General features: G+C 63.4%; 28 protein-coding genes and 1 pseudogene. 5 read left to right on the top strand and 24 right to left on the bottom strand.

All coding sequences use genetic code 11. The features are described 5' to 3' along the window. Positions 1-7 precede the first annotated feature (7 nt). The 5 genes from IF88_RS0101280 (at position 8) to IF88_RS0101260 (ending at position 3079) form a co-directional block, all read left to right on the top strand. The gene (locus IF88_RS0101280; RefSeq protein ID WP_030706542.1) at positions 8-856 is read left to right on the top strand and encodes a helix-turn-helix domain-containing protein; all 849 of its coding nucleotides are present in this window, start codon (positions 8-10) and stop codon (positions 854-856) included. Positions 857-1379: 523 nt separating this feature from the next. After that, positions 1380-1820, top strand: coding sequence for a glycine-rich domain-containing protein (locus IF88_RS39920; RefSeq protein ID WP_030706540.1), 441 nt, complete (start codon positions 1380-1382; stop codon positions 1818-1820). 92 nt (positions 1821-1912) lie between these two features. Beyond that, a complete protein-coding gene (locus tag IF88_RS0101270; protein ID WP_030706539.1) occupies positions 1913-2344 on the top strand; it encodes a hypothetical protein in 432 nt (143 codons plus the stop codon). Continuing rightward, a complete protein-coding gene (locus IF88_RS0101265; protein ID WP_030706537.1) occupies positions 2345-2641 on the top strand; it encodes a hypothetical protein in 297 nt (98 codons plus the stop codon). A 24-nt stretch (positions 2642-2665) separates the two neighbouring features. Continuing rightward, positions 2666-3079: an NUDIX domain-containing protein gene (locus IF88_RS0101260; protein WP_234323408.1), complete on the top strand. Its 414-nt coding sequence runs from the start codon at positions 2666-2668 to the stop codon at positions 3077-3079. 61 nt (positions 3080-3140) lie between these two features. On the opposite strand, the gene IF88_RS0101255 is transcribed toward IF88_RS0101260, so the two are convergent. The 24 genes and pseudogenes from IF88_RS0101255 to IF88_RS43065 form a co-directional block, all read right to left on the bottom strand. Beyond that, complete coding sequence (locus tag IF88_RS0101255; protein ID WP_051836248.1) at positions 3141-3518, bottom strand: Lsr2 dimerization domain-containing protein; 378 nt, start codon at positions 3516-3518, stop codon at positions 3141-3143. Positions 3519-3568: 50 nt separating this feature from the next. Next, positions 3569-3973, bottom strand: coding sequence for a deaminase (locus IF88_RS49530; protein ID WP_030706532.1), 405 nt, complete (start codon positions 3971-3973; stop codon positions 3569-3571). Beyond that, the gene (locus tag IF88_RS0101245) at positions 3973-4224 is read right to left on the bottom strand and encodes a thioredoxin family protein (protein WP_030706531.1); all 252 of its coding nucleotides are present in this window, start codon (positions 4222-4224) and stop codon (positions 3973-3975) included. The genes IF88_RS49530 and IF88_RS0101245 overlap by 1 nt, the downstream gene beginning before the upstream one ends. Continuing rightward, positions 4221-4409, bottom strand: coding sequence for a hypothetical protein (locus tag IF88_RS0101240; protein ID WP_030706530.1), 189 nt, complete (start codon positions 4407-4409; stop codon positions 4221-4223). Before IF88_RS0101240 ends, IF88_RS0101245 begins: the two co-directional genes overlap by 4 nt. Then, on the bottom strand, positions 4406-4639 hold the full coding sequence (locus tag IF88_RS0101235) for a hypothetical protein (RefSeq protein WP_030706528.1): 234 nt from the start codon (positions 4637-4639) through the stop codon (positions 4406-4408). The genes IF88_RS0101240 and IF88_RS0101235 overlap by 4 nt, the downstream gene beginning before the upstream one ends. After that, positions 4636-6459, bottom strand: coding sequence for a DNA polymerase (locus IF88_RS0101230; protein WP_051836247.1), 1824 nt, complete (start codon positions 6457-6459; stop codon positions 4636-4638). The genes IF88_RS0101235 and IF88_RS0101230 overlap by 4 nt, the downstream gene beginning before the upstream one ends. 36 nt (positions 6460-6495) lie before the next feature. Then, positions 6496-6723, bottom strand: coding sequence for a hypothetical protein (locus IF88_RS0101225; protein ID WP_030706525.1), 228 nt, complete (start codon positions 6721-6723; stop codon positions 6496-6498). Further along, positions 6723-6851, bottom strand: a complete 129-nt coding sequence (locus IF88_RS48955; protein WP_267884476.1) for a hypothetical protein — start codon at positions 6849-6851, stop codon at positions 6723-6725. Before IF88_RS48955 ends, IF88_RS0101225 begins: the two co-directional genes overlap by 1 nt. Further along, positions 6841-7275: a hypothetical protein gene (locus IF88_RS0101215; protein WP_030706523.1), complete on the bottom strand. Its 435-nt coding sequence runs from the start codon at positions 7273-7275 to the stop codon at positions 6841-6843. Before IF88_RS0101215 ends, IF88_RS48955 begins: the two co-directional genes overlap by 11 nt. Beyond that, a complete protein-coding gene (locus IF88_RS46375; protein WP_158754264.1) occupies positions 7272-7409 on the bottom strand; it encodes a hypothetical protein in 138 nt (45 codons plus the stop codon). Before IF88_RS46375 ends, IF88_RS0101215 begins: the two co-directional genes overlap by 4 nt. Further along, positions 7409-7555: a hypothetical protein gene (locus tag IF88_RS46370; RefSeq protein ID WP_158754262.1), complete on the bottom strand. Its 147-nt coding sequence runs from the start codon at positions 7553-7555 to the stop codon at positions 7409-7411. The genes IF88_RS46375 and IF88_RS46370 overlap by 1 nt, the downstream gene beginning before the upstream one ends. After that, on the bottom strand, positions 7552-8235 hold the full coding sequence (thyX, locus tag IF88_RS0101205; protein ID WP_051836288.1) for an FAD-dependent thymidylate synthase: 684 nt from the start codon (positions 8233-8235) through the stop codon (positions 7552-7554). Before thyX ends, IF88_RS46370 begins: the two co-directional genes overlap by 4 nt. 17 nt (positions 8236-8252) lie before the next feature. Next, positions 8253-8393 (bottom strand): hypothetical protein, encoded by a 141-nt coding sequence (locus IF88_RS46365; protein WP_158754261.1) that lies wholly within the window; start codon positions 8391-8393, stop codon positions 8253-8255. A gap of 72 nt (positions 8394-8465) precedes the next feature. After that, a complete protein-coding gene (locus tag IF88_RS0101195) occupies positions 8466-8987 on the bottom strand; it encodes a hypothetical protein (protein ID WP_030706519.1) in 522 nt (173 codons plus the stop codon). 58 nt (positions 8988-9045) lie between these two features. Beyond that, positions 9046-11049, bottom strand: coding sequence for a ribonucleoside-triphosphate reductase, adenosylcobalamin-dependent (gene nrdJ / locus IF88_RS0101190; RefSeq protein ID WP_030706515.1), 2004 nt, complete (start codon positions 11047-11049; stop codon positions 9046-9048). A 10-nt stretch (positions 11050-11059) separates the two neighbouring features. Further along, positions 11060-11248, bottom strand: a complete 189-nt coding sequence (locus tag IF88_RS0101185; protein WP_030706512.1) for a hypothetical protein — start codon at positions 11246-11248, stop codon at positions 11060-11062. Then, entirely contained in the window at positions 11245-11811 is a 567-nt protein-coding gene (locus IF88_RS0101180) for a hypothetical protein (protein ID WP_030706510.1), read from the bottom strand. The genes IF88_RS0101185 and IF88_RS0101180 overlap by 4 nt, the downstream gene beginning before the upstream one ends. Further along, positions 11808-12617 carry a hypothetical protein gene (locus IF88_RS0101175; RefSeq protein ID WP_030706508.1) on the bottom strand — a complete coding sequence of 270 codons (810 nt, stop codon included), beginning with the start codon at positions 12615-12617 and terminating at the stop codon, positions 11808-11810. Before IF88_RS0101175 ends, IF88_RS0101180 begins: the two co-directional genes overlap by 4 nt. Next, the gene (locus tag IF88_RS49525; RefSeq protein WP_078892627.1) at positions 12614-13027 is read right to left on the bottom strand and encodes an endonuclease domain-containing protein; all 414 of its coding nucleotides are present in this window, start codon (positions 13025-13027) and stop codon (positions 12614-12616) included. The genes IF88_RS0101175 and IF88_RS49525 overlap by 4 nt, the downstream gene beginning before the upstream one ends. 176 nt (positions 13028-13203) lie before the next feature. Beyond that, positions 13204-13479 (bottom strand): DUF3310 domain-containing protein, encoded by a 276-nt coding sequence (locus IF88_RS0101165; RefSeq protein ID WP_051836245.1) that lies wholly within the window; start codon positions 13477-13479, stop codon positions 13204-13206. Next, positions 13464-14150 carry a toprim domain-containing protein gene (locus IF88_RS39915; protein ID WP_234323407.1) on the bottom strand — a complete coding sequence of 229 codons (687 nt, stop codon included), beginning with the start codon at positions 14148-14150 and terminating at the stop codon, positions 13464-13466. The genes IF88_RS0101165 and IF88_RS39915 overlap by 16 nt, the downstream gene beginning before the upstream one ends. A gap of 37 nt (positions 14151-14187) precedes the next feature. Beyond that, positions 14188-14367, bottom strand: a pseudogene (locus IF88_RS49520) (CHC2 zinc finger domain-containing protein); the annotation flags it as partial. A 1-nt stretch (position 14368) separates the two neighbouring features. After that, positions 14369-14617 carry a hypothetical protein gene (locus IF88_RS46360; protein WP_030706500.1) on the bottom strand — a complete coding sequence of 83 codons (249 nt, stop codon included), beginning with the start codon at positions 14615-14617 and terminating at the stop codon, positions 14369-14371. Further along, a complete protein-coding gene (locus IF88_RS43065) occupies positions 14614-14901 on the bottom strand; it encodes an endonuclease VII domain-containing protein (protein ID WP_234323406.1) in 288 nt (95 codons plus the stop codon). Before IF88_RS43065 ends, IF88_RS46360 begins: the two co-directional genes overlap by 4 nt. Between the last annotated feature and the right edge of the window lie 123 nt (positions 14902-15024).

Genomic DNA, 15024 nt, shown 5'->3' with positions numbered 1-15024 from the left:
ACTCCTCGTGAAGACCTCACCTTCGTCCGCCGTAGAGGAAGCCCGCGCTGCCCTGGGCAGGCGACTCCGCGACATGCGTAGGCCGACCGGGCTCTCGGCACGGGCCCTCGCGGCCCGTGCCGGTTGGCACGAGTCCAAGGCTTCCCGCATCGAGAACGGCAAGACCATGCCATCGGACGCAGACCTGCTCGCTTACGTGACCCTGTGCGGGGAGCCGGGGGCGCTTGAGGATCTGCGGGCCACCGCACGCGGCATCGATCAGATGTACGTCGAGTGGAAGACCGTCCAGAAGGCCGGCCTCACGGCCGGACAAGAAGCGCACGTCCCTCTCTACGCCCGAACACACCGCTTCCGTATCTACGAAGCGAGCGTCATCCCCGGCCTGCTCCAGACCGAGGGCTACGCCACGACGATGATGTCCCGCATCGTCGCCTTCCGGCAGATCCCGGACGATGTGGAATCCGCAGTGAGGGTCCGGATTCGCCGCCAGAGGTACATGAGGGACGGGCATCGGCACTTCTCGTTCGTCCTCGAAGAGGCAGCGCTGAGGGCCCGATTCGGTGGCCCCGAAGTGATGGCCGCACAGCTCGGGCATCTGCTCCAGGTCGCCGCCATGCCCAACGTGAGTCTCGGCGTGGTGCCCATGACGGCGGAACGGGATATGTGGCCTGTCGAAGGGTTCTGGATCTTCGATGACCTACAAGTGATCACTGAGCTGGCTACCGCTCAGATCACGGTCAAGCAGCCTAGCGAGATCGACATCTACGCGCGCATGTTCTCTGAGCTGGCAAAACTCGCCTGTGTCGGACAACAGGCCCGCAGCCTGATCACGGATGCCATCGCCGCACTCGGGTGAAAATGTGCAAGCTCGTGCAAGTTCGTTGAGGCCGACTCCTCCGGGGGTCGATGCTCTCCCAGTGGGTTCCGCAGCACGGATTCAACGGGCGGAGGTATCGCGATCATGGACGACTCGAAGGGTACCGAGCCCCGAGCCAGACTGACCCTTGAGGTCTACACCGTGAGCCCCAGCGGACAGGTCAGTGACCGTCGACCGGGTGTCCTGATAACCGAGGCGCTGGACGCCGAGGTCACAGCAAATCCGGTTCGGTTTCCGCCCTGTCGATGCGGACGCTGCGAACCCTGAGCACCCAAAGACTCCTGCCGCACACGTTGGTCTGTGCAGCAGGCGATGTGCCGCCCTGGCGGTGAGGGAAGCGTCTCGGCACCAGGAGAGGCCGAGGCTCCCGGACGGTAATTACCCCGGAAGGGGGTGATCAGCAGATGCGCACCGACCCCGGAGACAAGTCCGGCGGTACGGGTGGGGACCAGTTCCCGCCCCCGCCAGCCTCCTGACCCTCACCCACCCGAGAGGAGAAACCGTGACGACGATGCTGGACGCTCCGGTCGCGCTGCGGCACGGCCGGGACCTCGTGAGTCCCGAGCTGTTCGAACGCCTCGCCGCGTTCTGTGCCGACGAGTACGGCATGGAGCGAGTCGTGGCTGACCGCGTGATGGACCAGGCCATCGCGTTCGTGTACGTCCTCGGTAGCGAGAAGGCGTACGACCTCGCGCCGAGTCAGCTGGTGGACCCCGGCTGGCACACGTTCATGCTGCACACGCAGGAGTACGCCGACTGGTGCCAGGACAAGTTCGGGTACTTCGTGCACCACGCGCCGAACTCCAAGGTCCGGACGCGGGCGCTGATGGTGTCCGTGGCCGACCGCGTCAAGGCCGCCGGGTTCAACGTGGACGAAAAGCTGTGGGGAACCGCAGCCGAGTGCAATCAGCCCGCGTGCTGCGGCGACGGCCCGTGCTGCTGATCGAGCCCTGACCGACCGATCCCCCACCTGAACGAAGCGGTCCGGACGCCTCCAATGCGTCCGGACCGCCTCACTCCCCAAGGGTTCCATCAATGACGACCATTATCGAGGGCTTGACGGGCCGCAGCAGGGTCACCGTGTTTGTTCTCTTCGGCACCGTGTTCGGGTACGCCACTCACCACTTGGATCAACGGAAGATCGGGGAGGTGGCCATCATCGGCCCCCTCTCTCCGGGAGCGGACTGGCTTCGGCTCTGGCAGATGGCAGCCAACATGTGCAAGGAAGGCGCGACGCGGGAGACCATGGGTCAGTGGATCTTGGCGCAAGCGACCCGCGCGTTCGTCGTAGGTAGTGATCGGATCGCCAAGCTTGAAGATCAGGACTGGAAGCTGGAGCCCGGCGGGCGGAAGGTCAGCTTCGGCACCACCTACGCGCACCGTGATGAGGTGTGGACGGGGAACATGACCGTCGAAGGACTCACCCCCGAGCAGGTCGCTGAACAGCCTTCGATCTACCGGGCCTGAGTGGCGATGTACCACTACCGATACGAGTTCAGGTTCATACCGGCCGACCCGCAGTACGGGTGGGGTGACGGCCGTGAGCTTGTGCGCGTGGCCGATGACCTCAAGGAAGACCTGGGTCGATACCTGGATCTGTTGGAGGACGATGACGTCCGACTTGAGCACACGCTGAACACGCTCAAGCCGCTATCGGACTGGCTGAACGAAGAGCTTGAGGGGTTGCTCATCGGTCAGGACCTGGCCGTGTTCAAGGGCAACTCCATGGAGGTAGCTATCGCCACCGACGAAGATCGACTTTGAAGGGACCTCGGGATGGAGCATGGAATGGCCACGCCGGACGCGGCGGTGATCGTGGCCATCGACCAGGCGGACGGCGTGGCCATCCTCCGCTCGGAGTTCGCCCGGCACGGTGGCGAGTACCTGTTCCTGCCCGGAGGCCGAGTCGAAGGAGCCGAGACCCCGGAAGAGTGCGCCCGCAGGGAGCTGCGTGAGGAAGCGGGCATTACGGCTGAGGACTGGCGCCCGCTCGGTTCGTACGCCATCACCCTCGCCAGTACCGCACGGGTTCACCTATTCGAGGCTCGACAGCTGACCGTCGGTCGACCGCAGCTCGAACCCCCGGAGGCCGACTTCATACTGTCGTGGTGGTCCATGCCCGACGTCATTGAGGCCGTTCGCGAGGGTCGCTTTCTTCTCCCCGCCGGCCCTCTGGCACTCATGCTGGCAGGCCGCGCGTAACACGGCCGAAAGCGAGAAGGGCCCCCTCCGCGGAGGGGGCCCTTCTCGCTTTCGTTGACTGCTAGTCGCCCTGGTGCTCTGCGACCAACGCCTTGAGAGCAGCGCCGGACACCTTCTTCTCGTACGCCTCGTACAGCCAGTCCTTGAGACGGCCGCGGTCGGGAACGGACACGCCCTGGCTGATTGCCCACGCCCGCACGTCGGACGTTTCAGGACCAGAGGCGGTCTTCTTCTTGGAGCCCGCGGCGACCTTCGGAGCCGGGCTATCACGGTAAACGCGGTTCACCCCAGCCTCTTCGAGGACTGCGTGAAGCCCTTCAAGGGCCTTCTCGTAGGCGTCGCTCGCCTTCTGGATCTGGGCAACAGTCTTCGGGTCTTCGACGTGGCCCTCGTACTCCTCGCCCTCGACCTCAAGCTGGACCAGCTGTACTACCTTCATGCGGGGCTCCCAACCGCCATGCTTCACAAACTTGCGGTCACGATAGCGCATCAGATCACCCTACGACTCACGCTTTCGGCAGACAGGTAGACGACCTCCCTGATACCCGAAGACCGGATGAGCTTCGCGCAGTCACGGCAAGGCGATCTCGTTATGTAGATCGTTGCGCCCTGGCAATCCGCCCAGTCGGCATAAAGCAGTGCGTTCGCTTCGGCATGAGTTTCAATACAGTCCTGGTATGAGGAGCCGGAGGCGGCGTCTGAGAGACAGCGCGGGCATTGTCCACGGCTGCACGACGGGCCTCCTGGATACGATCCGTTGTATCCCGTAGAGCGGATTCGCCGGTCAGGTCCGACCACCACAGCTCCGACGCGGCAGCGGCAACAATCACCTCGCGCAGCGACAGCCTCGGCGATTCCGAGGAAGTAGGTGTCCCAGTCCGGGCGGTCATCCATCAACTCGTTTCCTCGAAGAACACGATGAGGTCTGCCTGACTCTTGAGGCCGGTCAGGCGGCCGACCTCGCGACCGTCCTTCATGGCCAGAAGGGTCGGGACGCCGGTCACGTCCAGGACCCCGAAGAGGTCGTCGGGGGTGACGATGTCGGTCACGGTGACGTCGGCCGTGATGGATTCCTGGGCGATCAGGGGCTTCATTCGCTGGCAGGGGACGCAGGCCGGCGAGGAGAAGAGGAGGTATGAGGTCACTCCGCGGCCTCCTTCTCCTTGTAACCCCAGTGGGTCTTGGCCGCGTTGATCAGGTCGGTGAGAGTGACGTCGTTGTCGCCGCAGCAGGAGCAGCCGCCCTCGGCGATCGGGTCGTCGCGGTCCTTCATCCAGAGGACGATGCCGCCGTTCTCCATGCCTTCGACGGTGAAGTGGTCACTGTTCATTCGGCCACCTCCGTGACAGGGGTTCCGATCATGAGGAGCTGCCAGACGTCAGCGCCCATGACTTCGGCCAGGTCCTTCGGGACGCCCCAGTCCTTTGCTTCCTTGATGACGGTCCCGGCGATCCTCGCTGACTTGATAGCCGCGAGACCGGTGTTTTCGATGACTCGTTCATGGATCTCCTTACTGATTCCGCCGACGAGTTCGTCAAATGGGTCGTGTTCGTTACTCATTCATTCTCCTTGTGGATGGTGTTGCAGAGGTCGCAGTACTGGCCGGCGGCCATATAGCCGCATCCCCAGCTCTTTCCGTAGACCGATACATCGGTATCGATGAGGACGCCGTTCATCGTTTCCTTCATGATTTGGGCGGCCTTGGCCGTCGCCTTCACGGCATGCTCTTCCGGGAACTGGAAGATCACCTCGTCGTGAACCGGGAGGAGACAGTACGGTCCGTATCCGGCTTTCTGGAGGCGCAGGATTGCCCTCCCCGTCACGTCCCGGCTTGCGCTTTGCACCGCGTAGTTCAAGGCGGCGTACGGGCGCCGCTTGTCGACCAGGAGCCGGCGTCCCGTGTTGGTGGTGATGAAGCCGGTGCGGCGCGCTTCCTTCTGTAGTTCTTCGGAGTACTCGCGAACCCTGGGGAAGGCGTCGAAGAATCCGTCGATCGCGCGGCGTGCTGTCTCTTCGCTGACTCCGGCCTGGGTGGCCAGGGCCGCCCAGCCGCCGCCGTAGACGGTGAGGAACCCGGCCATCTTGCCGGTGGCCCGGTCGACGCCCGCCGAGTCCGCAGTGATTTGGTGAAGGTCGGCCCCTTCCCTGAACGCCCGCTTCATGGCCTTGTCTCCCGACAGGGCCGCCAGTACACGGAGTTCCTGGGCTTTGTAGTCGACCGCGCAGACGAGGTGCCCTGGGTCAGCAACGAATCCGCGGCGGACCAGTGAATCCTTCGACGGGAATGTCTGGGCCGGTATCGCCCCGGAAATCGACATACGGGCTGTCCGGGCACCGGTCGAATTTATCGAGGCATGCAACCGATCTTCACTGTCGCGGTTGGCCAAGGCATTGTCGAACCAGGTCGATTTTGCCTTGGCGGCCCTCTTGCCCTGGTAGATGGCCTCACACAGTGGGTCGCCGAGATGGGCCTTGAGGAGCTGGTCATCGACCTTGGGCTGTCCGGTGGGGGTCTTGCCGGTGGGCCGGATTCCCCGGCTGATGATCGCCTCCCCCACCTGCTTGGGAGAGTTGATGTTCTCCAGTCCGAGCCTGGCGGCCACTTCCTTGAAGTGGACCTCGGTGCGGGCCAGTTCATTGGCGCGGGCCTCGATGTACGGGACGTCGGCCTTGATGCCTGTGCGGACCATGTAGGCGCATGCGGCGGCGAGCTGGTGTTCGTAGTCGAGGAGCTTTCGTGCAGAGGCCGGTATGAGGGGCTTGAGCTTGCGGGCCAGCCGGAACGCCAGGATGGGGTCCATGCCGGCGTAGAGGTTGAAGCCTTCATGTTCCAGCGGAACGATCGGCCACACCTCGGCCTTCTTGACCCTCAACTCCTTGGCGATGCCGGTCATGCTGCTCTTCACTTCATCGGCCACGTCTGCGGAGAGGTAGTGGCGGGTGAGTTCTTCGAGCGAGTGACCGACGCCGCCGTCTTTCCGGCCCCGGCTGTCTACGAGGTGGGCCACTATCCGGCTGTCGAGAAGCCGCGGAAAGACGGATTCGGCCTTGACTCCCCAGACCCGGTCCATGCAGAGGATGTCGTAGGTGCCGTTCTGCATGACGAGCTTCTGTACCCATCCCACAGCCTTGATGGCGTCGTCCTGAAAGAGGCCGCCCTTCTCCACGGGGAGGACGTAGCTCTCGTGAGCGTTTCCGAACTGTGCGAGCCTGATTCGGAATCCGTCTTCCCACCAGGAGAGGCCATCGGTCTCGGTATCGAATCCGAGTGCGCGCCGATTGGTAACGATGAACTGGCGGAAATCGAGGAGGTCTTCTTCGGTCTCGACCACATTGATTCGGATGCTGTCGCCGTTGAGGCTGTAGTCGATGACCTTCACACAGATCTCCCAGTGTCACATTCCAACTTTGAGCGCTTAAAGAGGCGGCTCCTTACCTCGGCGTCGATCCCGCTCGGCCACGAGGGCGTCATACCGAGCTTCGAGGCTGGTGTACTCGCGTACGGCGACGTCGAGTTCCCGTTCCAGCTCGTCTGCGTAGAGGTTGAGCCGGTTGGCAATCTGCTGGTGCTTCATCGCGGCACGCTGACTCAGCGCCAGCTCCGCTTGCACCTGTCGCAGCGCGGCAGCCTTTGTCCCGAACATCAGTAGGTGCCCTCCAGGACCGGCGGGAACTCGGACTCCTCGGTGATGGGGCCCACCCGCCGTTCAACGGTCATGTTGTTGTGGACGTAGACGTGAAGAGGGACCTCGTCCCAGCTCTCAAAGAACACCGGCAGCTCGCAGAGCAGTCTGGATCTCGTCAAGGTGGGCCTGGGCGTCCGCGGCACCGGCCCACCGCTTGTCGCGCTGGGCTCGCTCGGCGACGCCTTCGAGGGCGCGCTTGCGGTCCGAGAGGTGCTTGACGAGCTGCACGTAGCGGTGGCCGGCCCCCTCAGTCTTGCGGGCCCGCTCGGTCTCGTAGCGGCCTCGCCAGTCGGCGGAGACCCGCTTCTCCTCGTCGTAGCGCTGGGTCCAGTACTTCCGGGCGTCGGTCAGTTCCTTCACCTTGGCCTCGGCCTGGGCCAGCTGGTCTCGCAGGGAGGTAATCAGTGCCGTGTTCTCCTCCGTGACCTCGATCGTCACCCTGTTGAGGGGGACGTTCAGCAGGTCCATCTGAGAGTTCTCGCGCTCGTAGGTAGCGCTCCACATGGTCATTCGTTGGCTCCAGGTATCTCGCAGGCCGCGCAGGCCGCGGGTTCTTCGGGGGTTTCGTCGGCTGGGTAGTCCAGGACGAAGGACATTCCGCAGGGGCACTGGTAGAAGGCCAGGAGGCTTACCAGCTCTGCCATCAGGGGAGGCGGGTGACGCAGCGGGCCGGGGTGTCTCCGGCCTTCGCGTACGTCCACAGGCCGCAGGGGCCCTTGGTCCAGATCAGGAATGAACCAACTGCGGCCACGGCCAGGAGGAGCGCGGCCAGGGCGTTGCCGAGCTTCACGGCGCCACCCGGCCGTGCTGTACGAAGGTCTCGTGGGTCATCGGCATGTGGGCCTTGAAGTGCTCTTCCATCCGGTCCGCGACCGTCTCAATCTCGGCCTGGGGAAAGCTCGGGTACACGGCGTGGTCGCTCTTGGTGCGGAGCGAGAGGAAGTGCATGAGGCTCCGCGGATTGCAGGTGACATAGAAGGTCGAGAAGGTTCCGACCGGAAGGACGCTGCGGGCGATCTCGCGGGCGACTCCTTCGCCCAGCATGGCCTGGTACTGGGTCCACGCCTCGGTGTAGGCCATCCGCAGGGACTCCCCCACAACGAGGGCCTGGCGGAAGGTGCCGGGCTTGTAGTCGTACGCGCCGGCCTTGCCGACCTGGACCAGGGCCCGGTCCCCTGAGGGGACGTAGAAGACGGGCTCCAGCTCGCGATATCGCCCGGACTCCTCGTTGTAGCTCATGCCGGCCCGATGCCTCATGAACTCGCGGACGACGAAGATGGGGGCGGATATCCGGAAGGTGAAAGTGCCGTGCTCGAAGGGGCTGCCATGCCGGTCCCGCATCAGAAAGTTGATCAGGCCCGCATCCTTCTCGCGGGTGGCGGGCTGGACCTTGCCCCCGGTGGTGGAGACTCGGGCGGCTGTGCACACCATCTCGTCGGTGGCGAGCTGCTGCACGAGCTCTACGTCCATGGCGCTCTCGAACTGGATCACGGGGCCTCCTCGTAGTCCGGGGCGCACCCGTAGCAGGCCAGTTCCTCCACGCCGTCGATGTCCACCGATGCCAGGTCTTCCGGCGGGTAGGTTGCGGCGCACACGTAGCACTGTTCGTGCTCGGTGTCGTAGCGCATTTGCTCTCCTCGGATACGGGGGCCGGGCCGGTTGCCCGGCCCCCGGTTCTCACATTCCAACCTTGATGGCGGCTACTTCTGGACGTACTTGCCGGTCTTCTTGTCCAGGAAGGCCGGGGGGCACTGGTCGGACTTCTCGCGCTCGGTGCAGAACATCGCCTCCCAGTCGCCCTTCGCGAAGTGCTTGCGCCCGTGGGCGCAGGTGTCGCCGACGACCGCGTTGCCGCCCTCCTGCTGGACTCGGCCGCCGGAGAAGACGTTCTTGCCTGCGGCCTTGGCCGCGACGCTCTTGTCCTTGGTGTTCAGCTCGGTGTTGAAGGACTGGATCTTGGCCATCTTGCGGAGCATCGATGCGATGGCCGGCCCCTCCTCCTCCAGGAGGTTGTCCATGTCGGTGACGGTCGGGGCCCGCAGCACGGCGAGGGAGGCGTCGTAGCCGAGGCCGCCCTTGAAGGAGACGGTGACGCCCTCGGGCGCGGCGGTCGGGGCGGGGGCGGCAGTGGTCACAGGCGACTCCGTGTTGGTCTCGTTCGTGGTGGTGTTGTCGGTGGGTTCATCCCAGGGGGAACCGCTTCCGAAGGGGTTTTCACTCATGTCTTCATCCTCGCATTTCTTGTGTCACATTCCAACTTAATGGTGCGTGATCTAACTCTCAGATAGGGCAGGCGCCGGAGGCGCAGACCTCGTCGTATCCGGTATCCGCGACGACTTCTCCGATTTCGAACATGCGCTTCTCGTACTCCTCCTTGGAGATCCGCTCGTACGGGGACTGCGGGCGGCTCATCTCCGGGAAGATGGTGGTCCCCTTGAGGACCGGCAGGAAGCCTCGCAGCGTCTCGTACACGTCCGTGACGGTGTAGGTCTCTGGGTTCACCGAGGCCGTGTAGGACACGGCCTGGTCGGCCCAAAGCTCCTGGTACATCCGCTGTACCGAGAGCATCTGGTCCAGGGTCAGCTCCCCCGAGTGCTCGAAGGCGTCCGCGCACTCGGGATAGTCGGGCAGGAGCGGATCGACGGTCGGGATCTCGACCACGACCGTGTTGGCCGAGTACACGCACGGTTCGGTGCGGTAGCCCTTCCTCTCGTATGCCTCGATCTGGGCCTTCTCCGTTGGCTCGATGGACGAGAAGCGAATCCGGCGCAGGAAGAAGTCCGCGAAGGGTGGGTGGATGCCTTCACCCGAAGCGCTGGCCAGCTTGGATGTGGTCCCGGTTGGCGCGATTACCCTCTTCTTGATGGGTACGGGGATGCGCAGTTCGTTGGCGTATTCCGCGGCGGCCCGGTCCACGGTGTTCGCGAAATGCGCCAGGTCGAATCGGATGCTGGGGTTGTAGGGGGCGCGGCTGTATTTGACGCCCAGCTTGAAGAGGTAGTCGGCGAACCCGAGGTGGCCGACACCGATCCGTCGGTACTTCTGGATGGCCTGGGCGGACTTGGGGTCCGCCACTTCGGCGAAGGTCGCTCGGATCAGGTAGCGGGTGGCAAGCCGGTGGGCGTCTTCAAGATCGGTGAAGTCAGCTTCCCCCTCATGAACGAACTTACCGAGGTTGACCGATCCGAGGTTGCACGGCTCCCACGGGTTCAAGGTCGCCTCTCCACAGGGGTTGGTGGTGTAGGTCCCATCCACCTCACCCTCGGCAGTCAGCGTCGAGTTCCAGAACCCAGGCTCCCCGTTCCCAAGGGCACCCTCGGCAATCGCCTTCATGATCTTCTGGGCACGAGGGTTCTTCTCGTCCAGGGCCTTCATGAAGGTCGCGTCGATCTCGACGGAGACGTTCGTCGTCCACATCGCCGCGGTGTCCGAAGACTTGCACGTCAAGAACTCCTCGATCAGGGAGTCGTCCCAGTGCATGATGCTCATGCGGGCCGACCTGCGAACTCCGCCCGCGACGATGGCCATCGCGATCTGATGGTCTATCGACATCGCGTCCATGCCGTTGAGCGGCCAACCGGCAGCCTCCGAGAGGATCTGGCCGACCTCGATCATCATCCGTGCAAACGGTTCGGGACCCGAGGCCGTCCCGCCGAAGCTGCGCAGCGGAGCTCCCTTCCCTCGAATACGGCTGACGTCGAAGACGCGATTGTGGTGCTTCATCGTCGGCTCGTGGGCTGAGCGAATCAGGTCGCCGAGTGCCCAGGCCCAGCCCTCCCGCGAGTCCTCCACGGAGTAGGCCCCAGCCCATGCGTAGTCGTACTCGGCGCTGATGAGCCCGGCCTTGCTCAGATCCTCGTAGTCGGGGTGCGCGGGGTCGCACACGATGTGCGTGGTCACGCAGTTCTCGACGGTGGGGGCACGGTCGAGGTACCGGCTGCTGTAGTTGCTGCCAACACCCCCACCCTCGGCCAGGCGCAACAGAGTGAACGTGTAGTGCTCGGCCGGGTCCTCGGACCATCCGGCGGCCCAGCAGTTGTTCAACGCGAAATTGTTCACGCCACTGCTCTTCAGGTGCCGGCCCGCAGGCAGGAACTTGAAGTTCTGGATCAGGTCGATGAGGGCCTGGCGCTCGCCGGCCTCGATGTATCGCGGCTCGACCAGGCTCAGGTTTCCGTCTACGACACGGGTGACGGTCTCGGGCCAGGTTTCCTGTGACCCATCGGGCTTCTTGCGGGAGTAGGTGCGAAGGAAGACGGTTTCGGCGGTTTCGGTCTGGAACAAGCGATATCCCTTAGCGGTTGGCCGCGAGAGCGGCGGTCAGCATTTCGATGACCTTGGGAAGGTCTTGGCGGTCGATGTTGAACTCCGCGCTTTCCGTTGCGTTATGGAGTCCGAGGTAGACGGGAGAGATGGTGCCTGAGTCGTAGATCACGTCGCAGACGGTGTCGTGTCGGCCGTAGTTGTGTCGGGTCTCGATCACTTCTGGATCTTTCGTCGGAGGGAGCGGTTCATCTCGTAGGAGAGGGCGATGACCGCCCGCTGGCAGGCTTTCTGGTCCGCGTCAGAGGCGAGGGGGATGCCGAGGACGTAGCGGCTGTGGAGGAGTCGCTGATACCGCTCGTTGATCCGCCTCATGGCGTCCTCGGCGTCGAGGCGGGCCGTGTGCAGGTTCTCGCTCACGGTGCAGTGGTTGAGGTCGTCCTTCTTCCCGATGAGTCCGCTGAACTCCTCGGCGGTGTAGATCATCGTGAGGAGGGCGGTCTTGGCCTCGTCGGCGGTGTAGAAGTACTCGCCGTCCACCAAGTCGCGGTAGAGCCGCTCCTTGGCGGCGTACCGCTTCCCGGCCGTCCAGAAGATTCGCTTGAGGAGGGCTTGGTCATCGACGGCCAGGGCGACGTTCTTCCGTTCCCGGATGGCATGTTCCAGGATGGCCTGCTTCACGTCGTCGGCCTCAACGATGTGCCAGCGTTCCGCGATGGAGTAGGCGACCCTTCCGGCGAGGTCTGCCAGGTAGGCCCAGTCGAGTTCGGAGTTCTCTGTCACGCGGCGGCCTTCCTGGCGAACTGCCCGTTCTCTCCGCGGTGCAGGGCTCCGTAGCGCTGGCCCTCGACCGTGAAGGACCCGTCACTGGCCATGGGGACCAGGACCGGTGTCACGTCGCCGTACTTGCCGATGTAGAGCACGGTGAAGCCGGCCTGCCAATTCGTCGCCCCGCGCTTCAAGTAGGTCGCCTTGTTGATGTCCATGAAGTGACCCACCTCGACGCCGGTGAGCGTCTGGAGGTTGCCCTTGTAGCCGCGGCTTTCGTTGATGAGCCCGAGCTTGTGTACGTGGCCCATCACCACCGACTTGCCCATGGCCCGAGCTGCTGCCATGGCGGCGCCTCCGGCATACCTGCTGGACGAGAACCCGAGGTGCCCGTGTGTCGCTGTCCAGCCGTCTGTGAAGTCGTAGAAGTCGCCGAGGTCGGTGATGTCGAGGTCGTCGTAGCCGAGCAGTTGCGGCTCATCGAAGGCGCCTGTCTTGGCGAGGGCCGGCGCGTACTTCCGGAGGTAGTCACGGGGTCGGTCCCCGTGGTTCGAGCGGAGGATACCGAACCGGCCGTCGAAGACCTCTCGCACGGGGGCGAGCACCTTCCGCTTGGTGTAGGCAGCCTGGTCGTAGACGTCGTCCTCGAACTCTCCGCGGCTTCCCTTGTTCCAGCGGGAGGGGGCGGTGAAGTCGCAGGTGTCACCTATGCCGAGAACCTCGTCTGGTTCGAAGTCCTTGACGAAGCTGGTCCAGTTCCGGACCATGCGGGGGTCTTCGAGGGGAGCCTGCACGTCAGGCAGGACAACGATTCGCTTCACGCAGTCACCGTCACTTTCCAAAATGATTTCTCTATTCGCCTGAACTGTGAGACAGGCGGATCGGTCAGATAGGAATTTATCGCCGGATGCAATTGCAGGGATTCCGGCAAACGCTCATACCCTGGCAACAGCTGCAAATTGCAAGGCGCACACAAGAGCCCCCGAACGCATTCGCCGCAGGTTCGACTAACTTCCCCACAACAATCGTGATTGTGATCAATATGGAACACTCCCCTCCCTCTAGACTCTCCACTCCCACAAATCCCACATCCGCCGCCCTGAAATGACAGAAGCTGCTGGAATTGACTCTTGGTGATACCGAATCGCCGCTCTTTCGCCTTCCAGCCGATGCATTCCCTGCATCGCGAAGAGTGCCCCCTACCCTTCCCCTGCGACCCAAAGTTGCCCATGGGCAGGTACGCCTGACATCCAGCACACCAACTGTCGTCACCCCGGACCCTCCCGCCATTTGCGACCCTCGGCCGCAGGGGACCCAACTCCAAGCCGCGCTTCAATTGCTTGAGGTGACTAGAACAATATCCGCGCCCATGTGGTTCGTTGAGACAGGTCTCAACAACACAAATCCTCACTTCTGCCCCACGCACTCGATGTACTTGTTGGCATACCAGGTCAGTTTCTTCAGGTCCTGAATTCCGCCGTCCTGGTGCTTGTACTGGCAGCGCATCAGGTACTTGATCTGGTTGCCGAGGAGGTAGCCAAGGAAGGCTTCATGGGTCATCGACGCCTGGATAATGTCGATGACTTCGTACGCGCCTTGCGTGTAGTGAGATGGACTACTCACCGGATCGGTGTCACATTCCAACTTCTTATCGGCGAAAAAGACGCTCACGACAGGCCGCATTTCTCTCGAAGGGCCTGAGGTCCGAATTCCTTGACGAATCGACACACGTCGTACTTCTGGTCGAAGTAGATCGGGACGAGGTTGGGAAGGCGTTCGGCCAGCTTGGCTATGAACTGCTCGCCCGGCCCGTCTCCGTCTGTGAATCCGAAGACCCTCTCGTATCCGAGGAAGGCGGGGTCGAAGTGGTCCCGCCACGAGGAAACTCCGGACGAACCGGCACAAGGAATCTCCGCGATCTCTGACGCCATCCCGTCGAACTCGCCCTCACTGATGCCGATGTACGGTGACGGCCGGATGAGGGCCTGCGTGTTGTAGAGCATGGGCTTGGAACCGGGGAGGCTCTGGTACTTCCCGTGACCCTCATGGTCTTCGTCGTCCCGCCAGGAGCCGTCAGGGTTCTTGGTGCACCGCTCAGCGATGCACCGGAAGCGGATGGTTGCTACCGCGTGCTCCCCGCCCGCAGGGCGGAGGTAGGGAATCGCGAGCCGGCCGCCCTGCTTCTCATGCCCCGTAGCGGGGTGTTCGACGTAGCCGAGGCCCATCCGAGTCGCGATGCTGTCCAAACCTCGGCGCCTGATGTACTCCGCGGCCGGACTGTCGGGGAAGCTCAGGCTGTAGCTCTGGGCTATGTCCACCATCGAAGTGGATGGCGGCGAACTCTTGAGCAGCACGGAACCCGATACCTTCCTTCCTCATGATCACGTCGTAGCCGTCTTCGCTGGTGTCGCAGACAAAGCACGACCAACGGCTCTTGAATGAACTAACTGACGCACTGGGGTTGCTCTCGGAGTGCTCGGGACAGTGGATCTTCTCCCAACCACCCTTCCCCTTTACGTCCACCTCGGGGTAGTAGTGCCGGAAAACCTGGACGATGTCCGGCTTCGCCATCTCACATCCCAACCTTGAGAGCCGACTCAAGACGGAGCTGAGCCATGATGTCCACTTCTGCGCGGACGATCTCGGCCAGGGCGGGAATCCCCATCTCCTGCCGCATGGCATCTCGACGGCCCTTGTAGATGGCCACGGCACGCTCATGAAGGCCGAGCTGGGCTTCGGCCTCCAGGAGCCGGAGGAGCTTCGTCAGGTTGGTCTTGCGAGTGAAGGTGACGTAGAGCGTGCCGCCGTCGAAGCTGATCATTTTCCGTCTTCCTTGTGGTATCGCTTGCCGATGATTTGGATGGCCGGCGGGCTGTCGAGGTAGTCAGCCGCATTGCGGAGGATCGTCGGGTTGTCCCGAGCGCCCTTCGCCAGAAGGTAGTTGTTGCAGCGGCGGCAGAGGAGTCCGCGGCAGAGGCCGGTCTTGTGGTCGTGATCGACGCTTAGACGCTGATGTCGGGACTGCCGACAGATGGCACACTTTCCGCCCTGCTCCTGAAACAAGGTCGAGTACTCGCCCGGACCAAGTCCGTACGTCGCCTGCACTCTTACTTCGTGAGAACTCGCGCTCCGAGCGCGCTTCCTGCACGATGCACAGACCTTGCCACGCGTGGACGTGTAGAACTTCTCGGCCCTGTTCCGCTCGCACTTCACGCACGCCCGGAAGCC

Origin of the sequence: Streptomyces sp. NRRL F-2580, assembly GCF_000720115.1 — a bacterium.
Taxonomy (GTDB): Bacteria; Actinomycetota; Actinomycetes; order Streptomycetales; family Streptomycetaceae; genus Streptomyces.
This window is presented reverse-complemented; position numbering and strand designations above follow the sequence as displayed.

Excerpts from the sequence above, each read along its gene's own strand:
- IF88_RS49530 (WP_030706532.1), bottom strand. The coding sequence starts at position 3,973 with ATGGATGACCGCCCGGACTGGGACACCTACTTCCTCGGAATCGCCGAG.
- IF88_RS0101195 (WP_030706519.1), bottom strand. The coding sequence starts at position 8,987 with ATGAGTGAAAACCCCTTCGGAAGCGGTTCCCCCTGGGATGAACCCACC.
- IF88_RS49525 (WP_078892627.1), bottom strand. The coding sequence starts at position 13,027 with ATGGGCAACTTTGGGTCGCAGGGGAAGGGTAGGGGGCACTCTTCGCGA.
- IF88_RS0101165 (WP_051836245.1), bottom strand. The coding sequence starts at position 13,479 with ATGCGGCCTGTCGTGAGCGTCTTTTTCGCCGATAAGAAGTTGGAATGT.
- IF88_RS0101270 (WP_030706539.1), top strand. The coding sequence starts at position 1,913 with ATGACGACCATTATCGAGGGCTTGACGGGCCGCAGCAGGGTCACCGTG.
- IF88_RS46360 (WP_030706500.1), bottom strand. The coding sequence starts at position 14,617 with ATGATCAGCTTCGACGGCGGCACGCTCTACGTCACCTTCACTCGCAAG.
- IF88_RS0101215 (WP_030706523.1), bottom strand. The coding sequence starts at position 7,275 with ATGACCATGTGGAGCGCTACCTACGAGCGCGAGAACTCTCAGATGGAC.
- thyX (WP_051836288.1), bottom strand. The coding sequence starts at position 8,235 with ATGGACGTAGAGCTCGTGCAGCAGCTCGCCACCGACGAGATGGTGTGC.
- IF88_RS0101235 (WP_030706528.1), bottom strand. The coding sequence starts at position 4,639 with ATGAGTAACGAACACGACCCATTTGACGAACTCGTCGGCGGAATCAGT.
- IF88_RS0101225 (WP_030706525.1), bottom strand. The coding sequence starts at position 6,723 with ATGTTCGGGACAAAGGCTGCCGCGCTGCGACAGGTGCAAGCGGAGCTG.
- IF88_RS46375 (WP_158754264.1), bottom strand. The coding sequence starts at position 7,409 with ATGGCAGAGCTGGTAAGCCTCCTGGCCTTCTACCAGTGCCCCTGCGGA.
- IF88_RS0101240 (WP_030706530.1), bottom strand. The coding sequence starts at position 4,409 with ATGAACAGTGACCACTTCACCGTCGAAGGCATGGAGAACGGCGGCATC.
- IF88_RS0101260 (WP_234323408.1), top strand. The coding sequence starts at position 2,666 with ATGGCCACGCCGGACGCGGCGGTGATCGTGGCCATCGACCAGGCGGAC.
- IF88_RS46365 (WP_158754261.1), bottom strand. The coding sequence starts at position 8,393 with ATGCGCTACGACACCGAGCACGAACAGTGCTACGTGTGCGCCGCAACC.
- IF88_RS0101255 (WP_051836248.1), bottom strand. The coding sequence starts at position 3,518 with ATGAAGGTAGTACAGCTGGTCCAGCTTGAGGTCGAGGGCGAGGAGTAC.